Origin of the sequence: Streptomyces doebereineriae (assembly GCF_031845645.1) — a bacterium.
GTDB lineage: Bacteria > Actinomycetota > Actinomycetes > Streptomycetales > Streptomycetaceae > Streptomyces > Streptomyces canus.
The window spans coordinates 122781-139350 of sequence record NZ_JAVREZ010000011.1 but is presented as its reverse complement, the minus strand read 5'-3'; the positions used below and the strand labels follow the sequence as shown (position 1 = coordinate 139350).

The 16570-nt window shown below is 72.5% G+C and carries 17 protein-coding genes; 6 read left to right on the top strand and 11 right to left on the bottom strand.

Translation table 11 applies throughout. The features are described 5' to 3' along the window. Positions 1-42 precede the first annotated feature (42 nt). The 3 genes from RNB18_RS29410 to RNB18_RS29400 are packed head-to-tail and all read left to right on the top strand — an operon-like array spanning position 43 to position 2734. On the top strand, positions 43-738 hold the full coding sequence (locus RNB18_RS29410; RefSeq protein ID WP_280855996.1) for a response regulator transcription factor: 696 nt from the start codon (positions 43-45) through the stop codon (positions 736-738). After that, on the top strand, positions 735-2195 hold the full coding sequence (locus tag RNB18_RS29405; RefSeq protein ID WP_311717143.1) for a sensor histidine kinase: 1461 nt from the start codon (positions 735-737) through the stop codon (positions 2193-2195). The genes RNB18_RS29410 and RNB18_RS29405 overlap by 4 nt, the downstream gene beginning before the upstream one ends. Continuing rightward, a complete protein-coding gene (locus tag RNB18_RS29400) occupies positions 2192-2734 on the top strand; it encodes a hypothetical protein (protein ID WP_311717142.1) in 543 nt (180 codons plus the stop codon). The genes RNB18_RS29405 and RNB18_RS29400 overlap by 4 nt, the downstream gene beginning before the upstream one ends. Positions 2735-2746: 12 nt before the next feature. Here the strand turns inward: RNB18_RS29400 and RNB18_RS29395 are convergent, their stop codons facing one another. From RNB18_RS29395 to RNB18_RS29385, 3 genes are all read right to left on the bottom strand, one after another. After that, positions 2747-4525 carry a SpoIIE family protein phosphatase gene (locus RNB18_RS29395; protein WP_311717141.1) on the bottom strand — a complete coding sequence of 593 codons (1779 nt, stop codon included), beginning with the start codon at positions 4523-4525 and terminating at the stop codon, positions 2747-2749. A 91-nt stretch (positions 4526-4616) separates the two neighbouring features. Further along, a complete protein-coding gene (locus tag RNB18_RS29390; protein WP_311717140.1) occupies positions 4617-4904 on the bottom strand; it encodes a hypothetical protein in 288 nt (95 codons plus the stop codon). Further along, positions 4901-5722, bottom strand: a complete 822-nt coding sequence (locus RNB18_RS29385) for a phytanoyl-CoA dioxygenase family protein (RefSeq protein ID WP_311717139.1) — start codon at positions 5720-5722, stop codon at positions 4901-4903. Before RNB18_RS29385 ends, RNB18_RS29390 begins: the two co-directional genes overlap by 4 nt. Positions 5723-5792: 70 nt before the next feature. Here RNB18_RS29385 and RNB18_RS29380 point away from each other — a divergent pair, with 70 nt between their 5' ends. Next, entirely contained in the window at positions 5793-6668 is an 876-nt protein-coding gene (locus tag RNB18_RS29380) for an AraC family transcriptional regulator (protein WP_311717137.1), read from the top strand. Here RNB18_RS29380 and RNB18_RS29375 read toward each other — a convergent pair. The 4 genes from RNB18_RS29375 to RNB18_RS29360 form a co-directional block, all read right to left on the bottom strand. Beyond that, the gene (locus tag RNB18_RS29375) at positions 6584-7459 is read right to left on the bottom strand and encodes a metal ABC transporter permease (protein WP_311717136.1); all 876 of its coding nucleotides are present in this window, start codon (positions 7457-7459) and stop codon (positions 6584-6586) included. The two genes, RNB18_RS29380 and RNB18_RS29375, sit on opposite strands and share 85 nt — an antisense overlap. Further along, a complete protein-coding gene (locus RNB18_RS29370; protein ID WP_311717135.1) occupies positions 7456-8256 on the bottom strand; it encodes a metal ABC transporter ATP-binding protein in 801 nt (266 codons plus the stop codon). The genes RNB18_RS29375 and RNB18_RS29370 overlap by 4 nt, the downstream gene beginning before the upstream one ends. Continuing rightward, positions 8253-9194 (bottom strand): metal ABC transporter solute-binding protein, Zn/Mn family, encoded by a 942-nt coding sequence (locus RNB18_RS29365; protein WP_311717134.1) that lies wholly within the window; start codon positions 9192-9194, stop codon positions 8253-8255. The genes RNB18_RS29370 and RNB18_RS29365 overlap by 4 nt, the downstream gene beginning before the upstream one ends. A gap of 128 nt (positions 9195-9322) precedes the next feature. Beyond that, positions 9323-9850 (bottom strand): CGNR zinc finger domain-containing protein, encoded by a 528-nt coding sequence (locus RNB18_RS29360; protein WP_311717133.1) that lies wholly within the window; start codon positions 9848-9850, stop codon positions 9323-9325. Positions 9851-9876: 26 nt separating this feature from the next. Here RNB18_RS29360 and RNB18_RS29355 point away from each other — a divergent pair, with 26 nt between their 5' ends. Further along, complete coding sequence (locus RNB18_RS29355; RefSeq protein ID WP_311717132.1) at positions 9877-10311, top strand: GNAT family N-acetyltransferase; 435 nt, start codon at positions 9877-9879, stop codon at positions 10309-10311. Here the strand turns inward: RNB18_RS29355 and RNB18_RS29350 are convergent. From RNB18_RS29350 to RNB18_RS29335, 4 genes are all read right to left on the bottom strand, one after another. Continuing rightward, positions 10295-11194 carry an amidohydrolase family protein gene (locus tag RNB18_RS29350; RefSeq protein ID WP_311717131.1) on the bottom strand — a complete coding sequence of 300 codons (900 nt, stop codon included), beginning with the start codon at positions 11192-11194 and terminating at the stop codon, positions 10295-10297. The genes RNB18_RS29355 and RNB18_RS29350 overlap by 17 nt on opposite strands. Positions 11195-11322: 128 nt before the next feature. Next, entirely contained in the window at positions 11323-12591 is a 1269-nt protein-coding gene (locus tag RNB18_RS29345) for a vWA domain-containing protein (protein ID WP_311717130.1), read from the bottom strand. Then, positions 12588-13808, bottom strand: a complete 1221-nt coding sequence (locus RNB18_RS29340; protein WP_311717129.1) for an AAA family ATPase — start codon at positions 13806-13808, stop codon at positions 12588-12590. The genes RNB18_RS29345 and RNB18_RS29340 overlap by 4 nt, the downstream gene beginning before the upstream one ends. A 67-nt stretch (positions 13809-13875) precedes the next feature. Then, on the bottom strand, positions 13876-15288 hold the full coding sequence (locus RNB18_RS29335; RefSeq protein ID WP_311717128.1) for a hypothetical protein: 1413 nt from the start codon (positions 15286-15288) through the stop codon (positions 13876-13878). A 121-nt stretch (positions 15289-15409) separates the two neighbouring features. Between RNB18_RS29335 and RNB18_RS29330 the strand changes: the two genes are divergently transcribed. Further along, complete coding sequence (locus tag RNB18_RS29330; RefSeq protein ID WP_311717127.1) at positions 15410-16567, top strand: cytochrome P450; 1158 nt, start codon at positions 15410-15412, stop codon at positions 16565-16567. The last annotated feature ends 3 nt before the right edge of the window (positions 16568-16570 follow it).

Below are 16570 nucleotides of genomic sequence, written 5' to 3'. Positions count from 1 at the left end.
GATAACCCTCCTCGGGCTCATGATCGTGTGGATACTGTGCGCATGTCACGTGTACTGCTGATCGAAGACGACCCCGCCGTGCGGGAGGGCGTGGCCCTGGCCCTGCGCCGCCAGAACCATGACGTCGCCGCCACCGCGACCGGCGAGGAGGGGATGGACCGGCTGCGGGCCTTCCGGCCGGACATCGTCGTCCTCGATCTGATGCTGCCCGGCATGACCGGCCTGGACGTGTGCCGGGGCATACGTGCCGTCGACCAGACCCTGCCGATCATCATGGCGACCGCACGGGGAGACGAAGTGGACATCGTCGTCGGCCTGGAGGCGGGCGCCGACGACTACGTCGTCAAACCCGTCCTGGCCCGCGTACTCGACGCGCGCATACGCGCGGTCCTGCGCCGGGCGGCCGGAAGCACACCCCGCACCGAGGGCCTGCCCAAGATCGACACCTACGGCGATCTGGCCGTCGACCGGGCCGGCCTGACCGTCGCGCTGAACGGCGAGCCGATCGCCCTCGCGCCCTCCGAGCTACGGCTCCTGCTCACCCTCTCCGCCTCGCCGGGCCAGGTGTTCAGCCGTCAGCAACTCCTCGAAGCCGTCTGGGAGCACGACTACCACGGCGACGCCCGGCTGGTGGACGCCTGCGTCAAACGACTGCGCACCAAGATGTCCGAGCCGCCCCGCGCACCCCGCTACATCCACACCGTGCGCGGTTTCGGCTACCGCTTCGCGGCGCCGTGAGGAAGCGCCGGCTGCGGGGCCTGCGGGCCCGCCTGGTGGTGGCCTTCGGGCTCGTCGCCACCGTCGCGGCCATCACAACCGGGGCCCTGACCTTTCGCGAGGCGCGCACCGGTGTACTCCAGCAGAGCCAGGACGCCACCATCAGACAACTGCGCGCCCAGCTCAACCAACATGCCACCGAACTCGCCGTGCCCCCCGAGGAGTCGGCGCTGCGGGAGTTCGCGCAGGACGTGGCGGCCACCGAGTCGCAGGGCAGCTGGCGGGTGCTGGTGACCTACGGGGACCTCAGCGGCTCCTCCGCCCCGGGAGACCCCTTCACCGAGGTGACGCCCGCCCTGCGTAAGGCCGTCGGATCCAGCCGGGCCACCGTCTTCCAGCGGGTGCGCGGCGAGGGGCGCACCTCCCTCGTCGTCGGCATGTCGATCCTCTTCGGCGGCCGGGACACCGCCGCCACGGTCACCGGAGTCCACGTCTTCCTCGTCGTTCCGCAGACCACGGAACAGGCGTACGTCGACGCCCTGGTGGCCGCTGTCGAACGGGCCATGGTGGCGGCCCTCGCGCTCGCTGTCGTGCTCGCGCTCCTCGCCGCCCGCGGGGTGCTGGTGCCGGTGCGGAAGCTGCGGCTCGCCACCCGCAGGATCGCCGAAGGGCGCCTGGACACCCGGCTCGCGGTCAACGGCTCCGACGAACTCGCCGACCTGTCCCACACGTTCAACGAGACGGCCGCCGCCCTGGAGACATCGGTGGCCGAACTGCGCGAGATGGAGGCCCGGGCCCGCCGCTTCGCAGCCGACGTCTCGCACGAACTGCGCACCCCGCTCGCCGCCATGTCGGCGGTCACCGACGTCCTCGACGAGGACGCCGCCCGGCTGGATCCGGACACCGCCACCGCGGTCAGGCTCATCAGCGAGGAGACCGTCAAACTCGCCCGTCTCGTCGACGACTTGATGGAGATCTCCCGGTTCGACGCGGGCGCGGCGGTGCTGCACCTGGACGAGATCGACCTCGCCGAGTCGATCCGGCGCACCCTCGCCGCCCGCGGCTGGACGGACACGGTGGCAACCGATCTGCCGCCGCCGCACGCGGTACGCGGACGCGTCGACCCGCGCCGACTCGACGTGGTCGTCGCCAACCTGGTCGGTAACGCGCTCAAGCACGGCGCCCGCCCGGTACAGGTGCGGCTGAGCGCCGGCGACGCGGGGGCCGTCATCGAGGTACGGGACAGCGGCCCCGGCATCCCCCACGACGTCCTGCCCCATGTCTTCGAGCGGTTCTACAAGTCGGACACCGCCCGGATCCGCTCCGAGGGCAGCGGCCTCGGTCTGTCCATCACCGCCGAGAACGTCCGCATCCACGGCGGCACCGTCCGCGCGGCCAACCATCCGGCGGGCGGCGCCGTCTTCACCGTAGAACTTCCGCTGCGGCGGGACGAGTCGCCCGAGGAGAACCCGTCATGAAGGCCCTGCGCGGCGTCCCGCTGCTGACGCTCCTCGCGCTCACCTCCTGCGGGATCCCCGCGACCGGAGTGGTGGAGGCCGGCGGTCCCGCGAGCGGGACCCTCCCGCTGACGCCGGTCTACTTCGTCGAGGACGGCGCACTCGTCACGACGCCCCGCACGACCACGCGGCCCGGTGACCCCGAGGCGGCGCTACGCCTGCTGATGGCCGGTCCGCTGGCCGGGGAGGGACGCCTGGACGGCCTCTCCACCGAGGTACCGGGCGTGCCGACCGCGATGGCACTTCCGCCCGCCACCGACGAGCCCGGGAACACCCCCTCGCCGGACGCCCCGACGGTGACGGTGAGGGGGGACGCGATGACGATACGACTCCCCCCGGGCATGGACGGGTTGAGCGACACCGGGGTCCGGCAGATCGTCTGCACGGCCGCCGCCGCGTACCGCCTCACGCGTCCGTCCGACGCCACGGTCACCGCTGAAGTGACCGACGGCGGCGGACGGCGGGTCACGGTGTCGGACGAGGGCTGCCCCGAACGGTGAGGAGGCGGAAGGTCACCGGGGTCGGAGCGGCTCCCGCAGGGTGCGCGCCGCCAGAAGCGTGACGTCGTCCTCCGAGTTGGCCGGGGCCAGCCGGTCGAGGACGGTGTTCAGGATGTCCGGCAGGGCGTTCCCGGCGGCGACGGGTGCGTGGGCGAGGGCGGTGAGGCCCGTGTCGATGTCCTCGCCGCGCCGCTCCACGAGCCCGTCGGTGTAGGCCAGCAGCAGGGTGCCCGGCGGCAGCGGGCAGTGCCGGCTCTCGTATCCGCCGAAGCCCGTGCCGAGGGGAGGGCCGACGGGGAGGTCCGCGAGTTCGGGGGCGGTGCCCGGCCTCACCACCAGGGGCGGGACATGGCCGGCGGTGGCCAGGACGGAGAGTTCGGCGGCGGGGTCCAGGAGGACCAGCACACACGTGGCGACGCGGTCCAGGTCGAGCGCGTGGGCGGTACGGTCCGCCTCGGTGAGCAACCGGTCGGGAGCGAGCCCCTGCAGGGCCAGCGCCCGGAGCAGGGAGCGGTACTCACTCATGGCCGCGGCGGCCCGCACTCCGTGCCCCATGACGTCCCCGACCACGAGCAGGGTGCGCCCGGAGGGCAGCGCGACGGCGTCGAACCAGTCGCCGCCGACCTCGGCACCCCGCCCGGCGGGCAGATAGCGGCTGGCGATCTCCACGCCCGGCCCCGGTATGCGCGGGCTGGCCAGGAAGGCGCGCTGCATCTCCAGTGCGGTCTCGTGCTCGTGGGTGTAGCGCAGGGCGTGGCCGATGCCCGTCGCGGCCCGCGCGGTCAGCAGCTCCAGAAGCTCGGCGTCGTCCGGGGTGAACTCGGGGGAGTCCGCCCTGCGGCCGACGATGACCGCCCCGACGGGTTCGCCGCCGACCATGAGCGGCAGGTAGGCCACGGAGTGCAGCTCCAGGGTCCGGTAGCGCTCCAGCCGCTGCCGCGTGGGGGCGAGCAGACGCACGGTGTCGTCGTCGGGCCGGTTGAGCACCACGGGTTTGTGTCCGGCCAGCACCTGGGACATCGACGAACTGGCCTGGTGGAAGATCACCTCGCCGCTCCTGGTCACGGGGGTGAACGGCTCGGGCGTGCCGGGCGCGGCGGCCACCGCCATGCGGCGCAGCCGCACCGGGACGGGGGTGGCCGGGGCCCTGCGGGTGCCCTCGGGGTCGAGCACGTCCACGGCGGCGTAGTCGGCGAACCGCGGCACCAGCAGGTCGGTCAGCGCCCGGCAGGCCTCGGCCGCGTCGAGCGTGCGGCCGACCCGGGCGGCGGTCTCCTCCAGCAGCTCCAGACGCTCCTGGGCCCGCCTGAGCGACTCGCGCTGCCGGATGCCGTCGGTGACCTCCATGACGACCGCGGCGACACCGAGGATCTCGCCGTCCTCACCCTCGATCCGGTGGAAGGCGCCGAGCCACCAGCGCGGCACGTCCACCTTGTCGTCGGGCGCCCGGCCGTCGAACACGACCGTCTGCGGCAGTCCGGTACGGAGTACCTCGCGGGCCACCTCCGCCGAGGGCCCGGAACCGGGTATCACCTCCGGCATGGGGCGGCCCAGGTGCTCCTCGACGGGCAGCCCGTTGAGCTCGGCCAGGGTGTCGTTGACGTACAGATAGCGCAGGTCCGCGTCCAGTACCGCGACGGCCGCCGGTGTCCCGTCCAGGAACCGGCGGGCCGTCCACCGTTCGTCCGGCACCTGCCCCGTCCCCGCCGCCCGGGCCGCCTCGGACAGCTCCCGCAACGTCCCCGAGGGGAGGAAGGGGGCGGAGGGCGCGGACAGACGGGGATGGGTCATCTGGTCTGATTCCTCGAGAGACAGAAGTCCGATTCGTCGTACTTACGGCGTATTGGACCATATTTGCGGTTTCGAGGCTGTGAGCTGTGTCTCATCCGCCGCTCACGAGCTTCTCGAAGAAGAACTCGTGCTTGAGGAACGACGTCTCGTGCTCGGTCCCCGGATACGGCGGGACCAGCTGCGCGGCCTGGAAGAGCCGCCAGCCGTCCTCCAGAGCGGCGACGCCCGTCTCGTACGGCGGCTCGTCGCTGTCCCCGGTCGTGGGGCGGGTGGTGCCCGTGCCGTCGTAGCGGGCCCAGCCGACGACCCGCGAGTCGAGCGCGGAGGTGTCCAGGTACAGGACGAGAACCTGCTGGCGGAGGGTGCTCGAGAGGGTCACGCCTTGCTCCTCTGTGTGGCGGGCCGGTTGGTGATGCGGGTGGCCCAGTACTCGATGTCGAACGTGGGATCGCCGGTCAGGGCACGCCACAACCTGACCCGGTTGAGGATCTCCAGCCGGCCGGTGGCCTGCTCGTACCAGGGGAAACCGCGCCCCAGTTCCTCCCGGACGGCAGGCGCGTCCAGGTCCGCCATGTCCCACAGCCGCACCTGGGGCACGGTCGGGTTGAAGCGGATCTTGTACATGTGGCGGACGGTTTCGCTGTCGTTGCGCCGCCCGCCGTGCCAGATCCCGTGGTGCAGCAGCACCACCGTGCCGGCTGGGCAGGTCAGCCGGGTCTGGCCGCGCAGATTCTGGTAGCGGCCGGTGTCGGACTCGTTGGTGCGGCGCAGATGGCTGCCGGGCACGATGAGCGTGCCGCCCATCTCCGCGGTGACCTCCTGCGGGTAGTACATGAGCTGGACGTCGAAGGCGTCGGACCGCAGATCGATCACGGCGTCGGCGTGCAGCGGCTGGGCGCTGCCCTCGCGCGGCTCACGGGTGTGCACGAAATGGTGGTCGACGGTCGGATCCGGTCCCACCAGACTCTCCAACGCCCCTGAGACGGCGGGCAGTTCGACGAGCCGGCGGGCGAAGGAGCCGTCGGGGAACGCCTTCGGCACAGGAGTGCCGTACGGCACGGAGGGCAGCCCGGCGGCGAAGACGCCGAGGGCCTCCTCGTTCATCTCCCGGGGCACGATGCCGTCCAGGCGCAGGAAACCGTGGGCCACGAACCGCGCCACCTGGGCGGAGCTCAGCAGCTGTCGTGTGGTTGGCATACGGCAACCGTAGGAACAGTCACCCGGGAAGTAGTGGGCTGTAATCGGCGACCACTGGTAATTTTCCACCATGACCCAGCACGTCGACCTCACCCTCGACCTGCCGCCCCACGTGGAGAACGCGGGCGTCGGCGTGCACGGCTCCGCGGGCCCGCACGACGTGTTCCGGCTTCCACGGCTGTGGCAGCTCCATCTCTACGGCTACTCCGGCACCCTGGAGCTGGGCGGCTCCCGGCACCCGATCCGCCCGGGGCACGTGAGCCTCGTCCCGCCCGACACCGAGGTGCACTTCCACTACCACGCCACGCGCTGCGAGCACCTGTACGCCCACTTCCGGCTGCCGGGCGACGGCGAGCGGCGCCGGGTCCCGGTGATGCAGGACACCGGTGCGGACGCTGCGGTGCTGACCGGGCTGCTGCGGCAGACGGTCGCCGCGAGCACGCAGTCCTCGGCACGGGCCTCCGCGGAACTGTGGACGGTGCTGTGGCGCACGACGGGCCTGACCGCCGCCGGCGAGAACCGTCCCGGCTCCCGGCACCCCGCCCTGCGGACAGCCGTCGCCCACATCGAGGAGCATCTGGCCGGGCCTGTGAGCGTCCCCACCATCGCCCGCGCCGCCGGGGTCTCGCACACCCATCTGACCCGGCTGTTCCGCGAGGACACCGGACACACGGTCGTCGCCTACATCCGGCGCCGTCGCATGGAACGCGCCCGGCACCTGCTCATCGCCTCCACGCTGGCCATCCCGGCGATCGCGGCGACCGTCGGCATCCCCGACCTGCAGGCCTTCAACAAGGCCTGTCGCAAGGAGCTGGGCGCGTCGCCACGGGCCGTACGCGAGGGGCACGGACAGAACCTGGCTCAAGCCGGAGCCGGAGCCGGGGCCGTACGCCGGGCGCCCCAGCGCCGGGTCCGGTATCTGCCGACGGCGGCACAGACGACGTAGAGGACGAATGAGATCGTCGTGACGTACGGGCTGATCGGGATGCTGCTGCCCAGGGCCAGCAGGATGCCGCCCTCGATCGACGTCATGGCGAAGACCACGCTGAGCAGGGGCAGCAGGACCGGTGACGCGGTGACGCGGGCGGCGGCCGCGGCCGGGGTGATCAGCAGGGAGAGCACCAGCAGGGCGCCCACGACCTGCACGGACAGGGCGACCGCCAGGCCGAGCACGATCATGAAGGCGAAGGAGAGCCCGCGCACCGGGACCCCGCGGGCCTCGGCCACGTCGGGGTCGGCGCTGGCGAAGGCGAGCGGGCGCCACATCACCGCGAGGGCGATCAGGACCACCGCGGAGGTGACGAGCAGCCAGGTCGTCTGCGGGGTGTCCACGGCGACGATCTGTCCGGTGAGCAGGCCGAACTTGTTCGCCGCGCGGCCCTTGTAGAGGGCGAGGAAGAGCACCCCGAGCCCCAGTCCGAACGGCATCAGGATGCCGATCACCGAGTTGCGGTCACGCGCGCGCGTGCCGAGCAGGCCGATCGCGCCGGCCGCCAGGAGGGATCCGGTGATCGAGCCCGCCACGATGTTCATGCCCAGCAGCAGGGCTCCGGAGGCGCCGGCGAAGGACAGCTCGCTGATGCCGTGCACCGCGAAGGGCAGGTCACGCATCGCGACGAACACCCCGGCCAGGCCGCCGACCAGGCCCAGGGCCGCCCCGGCGATGAGCGAGTTGCGGACCAGGACGAGGAGTTCGCCGTAGTTCTCGAAGTCGAACATCTGGTGCCAGACACTCATGGGTGGACCTCCTCCGGCACGTGGTGCGCATGGTCGTCGAGGGCGCCGACCACCACGACCCGGCCGTGCACACGAACGACGTCGACCCGGGTGCCGTACAGCCGGGACAGGGACGCGGAGGTGAGGACCTCGTCGGGGGTGCCGACGCGGTGGCCGCCCGGCGCCAGGTACAGCACGCGGTCGACCAGACCGAGCACCGGGTTGATCTCGTGGGTCACGAACACCACCGCCGTGCCGTGGGAACGGCGGCGGGCGTCCACCAACTCGGTGACCGCGCGCTGGTGGTGGAGGTCCAGGGAGAGCAACGGCTCGTCGCACAGCAGGATGCGGGGATCGGTCGCGAGGGCCTGTCCGATGCGGACGCGTTGACGTTCGCCGCCGGACAGCAGGCCGAGCGGGACGTCGGCGTACGCCGAGGCACCCACCGAGGCGAGGATCTCCTCGACGCGCTTGCGCACGGCGGCTGTTCGCAGGCGCGGCCCGAACCGGTGGCCGTCGATGCCGAAGCGCACGAGGTCACGGGCGCGAAGCATCGCCTGCGCGGACAGGGCCGCCTGCTGGGGGACGTAACCGATGTGCCGGGCGGCCTCGCGGGGAGAGCGGCCGAGGACCGTCAACTCCCCTGCGGACAGCGGCTGCCGGCCGAGCAGTGCCCGGACGAAGCTGGTCTTGCCCGCTCCGTTCGGGCCCAGCACGGCGAGGAACTCCCCTGGGTGCACGTCGAGTTCGAGGTCGCTCCAGACCGTGCGCGGACCGTAGGAGAGACGGGCCCCGCGCAGGCTGATGACCGCGCTCACTTGGCCAGTGCGTTCGCGAGCGCGTCGACGTTGCCGGTCATCCAGGCGAGGTAGTTCTTGCCGCTCGGCAGGGTCTCCGTCACCGGGACCACGGGGATGCCGGCCGCCTTGGCCGCCTGCTCGGACTTCTCGGTCTGCGGGCCGGAGGTCTGCGCGTTGTAGACCAGCGCCTCGACCTGCTTGTCGGTGAACAGGGCGAGGGTCTCCTGGAGGACCTTGGGGGAGACGTCGTCGCCCTCCTCGATGGCCTCGCTGAACTCCGTGGGCGTCTTGTCGACGAGCCCGCTCGCTCCGGTCATGTACAGCGGTACGGGCTCGGTGATGGCGATCGCCTCGCCGCCGTGCTCCTTCTTGATCTGCGCCTCCTTGGCCTCCAGCGGCTTCAGGTCGGCCTTGAAGGCGTCGGCGTTCTTCGTGTACGTCGTGGCGTTCGCGGGATCGGCCTTGCCCAGGGCGGCCGCGATGCGGTCGGCGATCTTCGCGACCGTGGGGAAGTCGTACCAGACGTGCTCGTTGAGCTCACCGCCCTTGGGGGCGGTCCTGCCGGAGACCTTCACCGCGTTGATCACCTCGGCGGAGGAGTTGCCGGCGCTCTTGAGCATCCGGTCCACGAAGTCGTCGTAGCCGCCGCCGTTCTCGACGACGACCTTCGCCTTCGACAGGGCCAGCTGGTTCTGGGTGCTGGCCTCGTAGGAGTGCGGGTCCTGGTCGGGGTCGCTGATGACCGAGGTGACGGAGACCTTGTCGGCGCCTATGCGCGAGACGATGTCGCCGTACACGTTGGTGGAGGCGACGACGGCGACCTTGGACGAGGCGGCCGGGGCCGCGGAGGCATTCCCGTCGCTCCCGGAGTCCGAGGAGCTGCCGCAGCCTGCCAGCAGGCTGACGGAGGCGCCGACGAGCAGCATCAAGCGGCGGGAAGACGGGGACGTGGACATGGATCCTCCAGGTGCGGTTCTGATTGCCCCGTCACGCTAGATGGAAATGATTGTCGTAAACAGGTCCGGCGGCCGGTATGTGAAAACCGTTGCCAATAATTGACTCGTCCCTGGTCCGGCCTCGTCCGCTAGCCCGAGGTCGTGGCGCGGGCCCGGTGGCGGCGGACCGCGTCCCGGTTGGCGCAGCGGGGGGAGCAGTAGCGCTGCCGGCCGGTGCGGGAGGTGTCGGCGAAGATCGTGGCGCACTCCGTCACCTCGCAGCGTCGCAGGCGGTGCATGCCGCGTCCCGCCAGGTGCAGGGCGGTGCCCACGGAGATCAGGGAGTACAGCACGTCGCCGAGCGACTGGCCCTCGTCGCGGTAGTGCAGATGCCATCCGGTGCCCACGTGGTTGGTCATCCGCGGATACGCGGCGGCCGTCGCCAGCATGCGGTTGAGCAGTTCGGCGCGCTCCTCCTCGTCCGCGGCGTCGACGACCTTCTCCCACGCGTCCAGCACCTCCCCGGTGCGGACCAGGTCCCTCCGGGTGGCCGGGTCGTCCAGCACCACCCCGGCGGCGAGACAGCGGTCCGCGAGCTCCGTGACGTCGGCCGGGCGCCGGTTGGCCAGATCCGCGGCCAGCTTCACGGGATCCTCGCCGTAAGGGTTGAGATGCACAAGAGCATTACACCAGTGTGGTCGGTATGGGACAAGGCACCGGAAGCTCATCGGCCGTACGGCAGGCGGTGGAGTACGACCTCGTGGAGCTCGTGCGTCTGCAGGCACTGCGATCCGGGGATCTCGACGGCAACGAGCTGGACTCACTGGCCGTGGCGCTGTGGGAGCGGCTCACCGCGGACGACGTGCGCGTCCTGGTGGTGGACGCCGAGGACGAGGGGCTCGCCGCCTGTGGCATCGGCGCCATCGACCGACGCCCGCCCCGACCGGGCGTGCGCGGCGGCCGAACCGGGCACGTCATCGGAGTCGTCACCGATCCGGACCACCGGCGGCACGGCCACAGCCGCACGGTCGTCAGCGGCCTGCTCGCCTGGTTCCGGGACCACGACGTCTCCCGGGTCGAACTGCGCGCTCCCGTCGAGAACGCGCCCCTTCACCGCGCTGTCATTCCTTCCCGGTGAGCAGCCGCCGCGGGTTGGCGATACGGAAGGCGTAGGCCGCCGCTCCGCCGAGCCCGTGGCCGGGGTGCTGCGGCGGCTCCGCGTACGGCCGGTCCGAGCCCTGGACCACGGCGTCCACGCCCAGGGCGCGCACGACGGACTCGACGGCACGCGGCCCGTACGAGGACGTCTCGACGAAGACCAACGGGTCCGGCTCCGTCCCGCCGTCCCCGCGCGCGGCGAACCGCTCCCCGTGCAGCGGGGCGAGCCCGGCCAGCAGCGCGAAGCAGACCCGAAGCCGCGGATGACGGGGACGGCCGTAGGCGCGGAAGGCGAACCAGGCGGCGTGCATCTGCTGGACGTAGGGGACCATCGCGGGCCACCACCCGGGCCCCGCGGAGCCACCGGCCGCGGGCCCCGGGTGCACGAACAGCGGGAGGTCGCGCTCTTCGAGCAGCTCGAGCAGGGGGGCGCACCGGTCGTAACCGGCCGCGTCCGCAAGGGCGTCGGCGGGCAGCTGGAGGCCGGCGAACCCCAGGTCCAGGTAGCCCGCCGTCGCCTTGGCGTCGATGTCCCGCACACAGGCGGCGGCCCACGCCCCGAACGGCGCGGGGAGCGCGGCCGCGCCCTCGTGATAGGCGTCCAGCAGCGGCCGGGCCTCGGCCGCGGGCAGCCACTCCACGCCGATCGGCGCCGAGAGGGAGACGAGCGCGAGGCCGAGGCCGTCGGTGGCGGCGAGTTCCGCGCGCCGGGCCGCGTCGTGGGCGGCGGGCGGGAGGCCGTAGGGCGGCTCGCCGTCCAGATACAGCGTCCAGTCATCCAGATACGGCGGCTCGCGGCGCGCCCTCAAGGCCGTCACCAACGACGGGCTCCACAGATGCTGGTGTACGTCGACATTGGTCATGTCGCTCCTCCCACCCAGGCCCGCGATGTGCTCCGGACTCCCCGGCCCCCATGATCTCGTGGCCGACCACCCCCGCGTCCACCCCGCGGCGACTGCGAGGTCGGCCGGCCTGCTCGGAGCCTTGTGGCTCACCCGGCTCCTGATGCCTGGCCGATCTCCACCACGCGGGCCCAGGCGGGCGGTGAGTCCGGCATGTACTCGGGGTTGTTCTCGCGTCGTGCACGGCTCCTCCCCGGCCGGGGGAACAGACCGATGACGGTACGGCATGAGGGCCGCGCGCTCGGCCAGGGTGTCTGCCCGTCGGTCAGGGCCACGACGACGTCCGGACGGGGCCGCGAGCGCAGCGCCTTCTCGAAGCCCGTGCGCAGATCCGTACCGCCGCCGCCGACCAGCGGGATGCCCTCGGCCCGGCACAGCGGACGCACGACCCCGGCCGCCGCGTCGCACGAGAGCACGTTGACCAGGTCACGTCGGCCGCCCACGGCGTGGGAGATCGCGGCAACCTCCAGGAGCGCGCTGCCCAGTTCGCCGTCGCTGACCGAGCCGGAGGTGTCGATGATCACGCAGACCCTGGGCGGCCGGCGTCGCAGGCTCGGCAGCACCGTGCCGGGCACCCCCGCCGAGCGCCGCGACGGACGGCCGTAGCTGTAGTCGTCGCCCGCGCCGGAGCCGGAGACCGCCGAGCGAAGTGCCGCGCCCAGCAGGTCCCGCCACGGCTGCGGCGGATGGAACGCCTCCTCCGCCCACCGCCGCCAGCCCTGCGGGGTGTCCCCCGGATGCGCCTTGATGCCCTGCGCCACCCGGAAGCGGACCGCGTCCCGCTCCTGCTCGCTCAGGCCGTCCGCCCCTTCGGAGCCCAGGTCCCACTCGCGCTCCAGGCCGTCGGCACCGCTGCCGCAGTCCAGCCAGGACAGGTCGAGGGTGAGCGGCCCGAAGCTGATCCCGCTCAGGTACTCCTCCATCAGCTGTCCCACAGGCAGCCTCAACCGCCCAGGTCGGACGGCGCCTTGGGGCGAGACCAGTCCGTCGCCGTACACGTCGTCGTTGATCTCGCAGTCCGCGGCGATGTTCATCCGCAGCCGGTCCCCGACACCGGTCAGCCCGCGCTCACGGGCCACCCGGTCACCGCGCCCGTGGTGGTCGCGCAGCAGGTGGGACACCTCGTGCACCCATACGCCCGCCAGCTCCTCCACCGGCATGCGGTCCACGAACGCCGGTGAGACATAGCACCGCCAGTGCCGGTCGACGGCCATCGTCGGCACCCGCTTCGACTCGACGGTGTGCAGGGCGAACAGCGCGGTGGCCAGATAGGGGCGGGCCCGGGCGGCGTGCAGACGGGCGGCGAAGAGCTTGTCGCGGTCCAGGTGTCTGCCCTTTTCAGGGGTGTTCGTGCTCATCGGCGGGCCTTGGAGGCGACAGCCGCCCGGTCCGCCCGCCGGGACAGCGCCACCGCCCCGGCGAGCCTCTCGATCGCCGTCGGCACGTCCCAGTCCTGCTGCCGCAGCGAGGCGAGCGTGGTCGCGGGCACGACCACCAGGTCCGGGGCCCCGGTCTCCAGCGCCCGCACCAGCACCGCCCACGCGGAATCCCAGCGGGCCCGGTCCGGACGTGCGCGTACGGCCGCCACCACACCGTCGAGCACGGCCTGCCGCAGGTCTCCCCGCTCGGGCAGGACGGCCCCCGCGGGATCGGCGAGCACGTCCTCCGGGTCCGGGAGGTCCAGCCGGTCCAGACTCGCCAGCAGCTCCAGCCCCGGGCCGTCGCCCACCGTGCCCCGGACCAGCGAGGAGAGCACGTCCCGCGCGGAGCCGGCCGCGGTCGCGAAGGCGATCAGGGACAGGGTCATGTCCCAGCTCCGCGGCGACGGCCAGGGACCGCCCCGCCCGCTCTCGTTGGTGGGCAGCCGGTGCACGAGCGTGGGGCGCGCGGCGAGCAGCCCGCACACCGCGCGGCGGGCGAAGTCCACTGCCTCCGGCAGCTTGCGCGGGTCGAGCCGTGGCAGGGTGGCCCGCGGCCAGGTTCCGCCGAGCCCGCGCACGACGGTCTCGTGGTCGTGGGTCCACTGGAGATGGACGAAGCGGTTGGCCAGCGGCGGGCTCAGCTCCCAGCCGTCGGCCGCCGAGGACCTGGGGTTGGCGGCGGCCACGATCCGCACACCGGGCGGCAGCCGGAGTGCGCCGATCCGCCGCTCCAGGACGAGCCGGAGCAGCGCGGCCTGGACGGCGGGCGGCGCGGTGGACAACTCGTCCAGGAACAGCAGCCCCCGGCCGGCCCGCACCAGCCGTACCGCCCAGTCCGGCGGTGCCATGGGCACGCCCTGGGTGGCCGGATCGTCCCCGACCACGGGCAGCCCCGAGAAGTCGGACGGCTCGTGCACGCTGGCGATCACCGTGGTCAGCGGCAGGTCCAGGGCAGCGGCGAGCTGGGTCAGGGCCGCGGTCTTGCCGATGCCCGGCTCACCCCACAGCAGCACCGGCAGATCGGCGGCCACGGCAAGAGTGAGGGCCTCCAGCTGGGAGTCGGGGCGCGGTTCGGTGGTGGAGTCGCGCAGAAGGGTCAACAGGTCGGCGGCGATGTCGAGTTGAGTGGCGGGAGCAGGGGCGGTCATGGGCATGAGTGATCACCTTTGGGCTAGAAGTGGGTCAGGAGGAGGGGACGGTTTCCCTGTGGGGATGGGGGATTCAGGCCGCGTGACGGGGATGGGTACGCCGGTTCCGGGAGTCACGACCGGTCGGACGCGGCCGGAACCAGGTGGGCCCGGGTCCCGTCAGGCCCGCCCTGAACAGGCCGTATGTGATGCGCCGTAGTGCGGCCGCCTCCAGTTCGTCCCGGAGGGGGCCGGTGCGCAGCAGCGCCTCGGGGCCGAGCAGTCCTTCCACGACGGCCAGGGCGCCGGCGGTGTCGCCGTGCACCAGGCGTTCGCGGACGCCCGCCAGGCAGTGCGGACGGCGGTGTGCCTCGTCGATCGCCTGGAGGCAGGGGAGCGGGGTGCCGGTCAGCGCGACCAGCAGTTCCTCCCGCCGGATCTCGTCCGGGTCGTGGTCCAGCGGGGCCAGCACCCCGTCGACCAGGCCGATCCGGTGTCGGGCTCCCTGGCACTCCACGAGACGCGGTCCCCCCTGCCGGTCCGGGGTGCGGGGTGGTCCGGTGGCCGCGCGGTCCGGTGCCAACGCGGCGGCGACCAGGGGGTGCAGCCGCTCCGCCTCGATAGCGCCGGCGCGCAGCAGTTGGAGGTCGGGCAGCACCCAGGTCGCCGCGTCCGGCAGGACGGGAAGCGCGGAGCCGGTACCGGCTGAGGGAGTCGCCGCGGGACGTATCACGTCGTCGTCCGCGCCGAGCTCCAGCACCAGCCGCTGCCGCCCACCGAGCCGCACCAGCAGGAGTCCGCCGGTCCGTCCTTCGGCCGCTAGCAATATCCGCGCCTCCGCGGCCCACCGGTCGACGGCGCAAACGGGCGGCACCGTCAACTCCGGTCCATCGGCGACAAGTTGACGGTGACTTGACTCACCGGTCCCGTCCCGGTCGCGGACTTCACCGCCCCGGCCCCGCTCTCGCGACTCCCCGGCCCCCGACCGCTCCCACAACTCCCCGACCCTGCCCGCATCCCACAGATGCCGGTGCAGATCCAGTCGGAACCGTCGGTTCGGACGCGGGTGCGGATGTCCTACGGCGTCGGCCGTGGACCGGGACCACAGGGCAAGGCTGATGCGCTGTCCGGCGTCAGCCCAGGCGGGCGCGGTGCGGGCCACGAGATGGACAGGGCCCTCGAGTGCGGTGTACCGCGCCAGCGTCAGGGTCACCCCGGGCCGCAGCAGCCCGTCCGGGGCGATCCTCGGCATGTGCCAGCGCAGCAGGTCGGGAGCGAGGGCGCGGAGATCGGACCGGAGCCGGGACGCCAGTTCCCGGCCGTGATCGCGCGCCACAGCACGGAGGCTGAGATCGACGTCGAAACCCGCGGCGGCACACGCCCCCGCCCAGTCCCCGGCGAGGCGACGGGCGGTCGCGGTCTCGATCATGGAGGCCGGCACGGCGAACTCGCGCACGCGCGGCCAGAAGGATGTACGGATGTCCTCGTTCGCGGTCGAAGTGAGCATCAGCACTCACCTTGCGCGGACGGGACCCCCAATCGTTCAGGAGTGTGAGTCGTCATCGTGGAGCAGCGTAGGCCGCCGCACGCCCATCTGCCACGTATTTTCCGCCGGGTTAGCCTGGAGCGTGATCGGATTCCCGCTCGGCGCCACCACCACGCTGGCCGAACTCGCCAGTGATCCGCATCCGCGGCTGGCCCGGCTGCGTGCCCACGAGCCCGTGTCCTGGCTGCCCGAACTGAACGGCTGGCTGGTGACCCGGCGTGATCTCGCGCTCGACGTGATGCGGGACGCCGAGACCTTCACCGTGGACGACCCCCGCTTCTCGACCGCCCAGGTCGTCGGCCCGAGCATGCTCTCCCTGGACGGCGACGAACACACCCGCCACCGCGAGCCGTTCACCGCGCCCTTCCGCCCGCGTGAAGTACGGGACGGATTCTCCGAGTTCATCGAGCGGGAGACCGACCGACTCGTCACCGCACTCGAACCGGCGGGCGCCGCCGAACTGCGCCGCGGCTTCGCCGGCCCGCTCGCCGTCGCCGTCGTCACCGAGGCACTCGGGCTGGTGGGCGCCGGCACGGACACGGTGCTCTCCTGGTACGACGCCATCGTGCGGACCGTCTCGGACCTCACGGCGGGCCGTACGGCCGGACCTGCGGGCCCGGAGGCGTACGCTGAGCTTCGGACAGCGGTCGAGGCCACGGTCGCCAAGGAGGGCACCACCTCGCTCCTGACCTCCGCCGCGGACCGGCTGGCGCTGCCGGAAGTGGCGTCCAACGCCGCGGTGCTGATGTTCGGAGGCATAGAGACCACCGAGGCGATGATCACCAACGCACTGCTGCATCTCCTCCGGCACCCGGATCAACTCGCCTTGATCCAGGCCGACTCCGCCCTGCTGGACGGAGCGATCGAGGAGTCCCTGCGTCTCGAACCCGGCGCGGCCGTCGTCGACCGCTACGCCACCCGGGACATCACCCTCGGCCCGGCCTCGATCCACGAGGGTGACCTCGTCACCGTCTCCCTGACGGGTGCCAACCGGGACCCCGCCGTCTTCCCCGACCCCGACCGCTTCGACGTCCGCCGCGCGAACGCCCGCCTCCAACTGGCCTTCGCCCACGGCCCCCACTACTGCCTCGCCGCCCACCTGGCCCGCCTGGAGACCCGCATCGCCCTGCGGCACCTGCTCGACCGTCTCCCCGCTCTCCGCCTCGACCCGGCCCACCCCACCGCCCCGTACGGCCTGGTCTTCCGCAAACCACCCACCCTGCACGTGCTCTGGGGATGACCT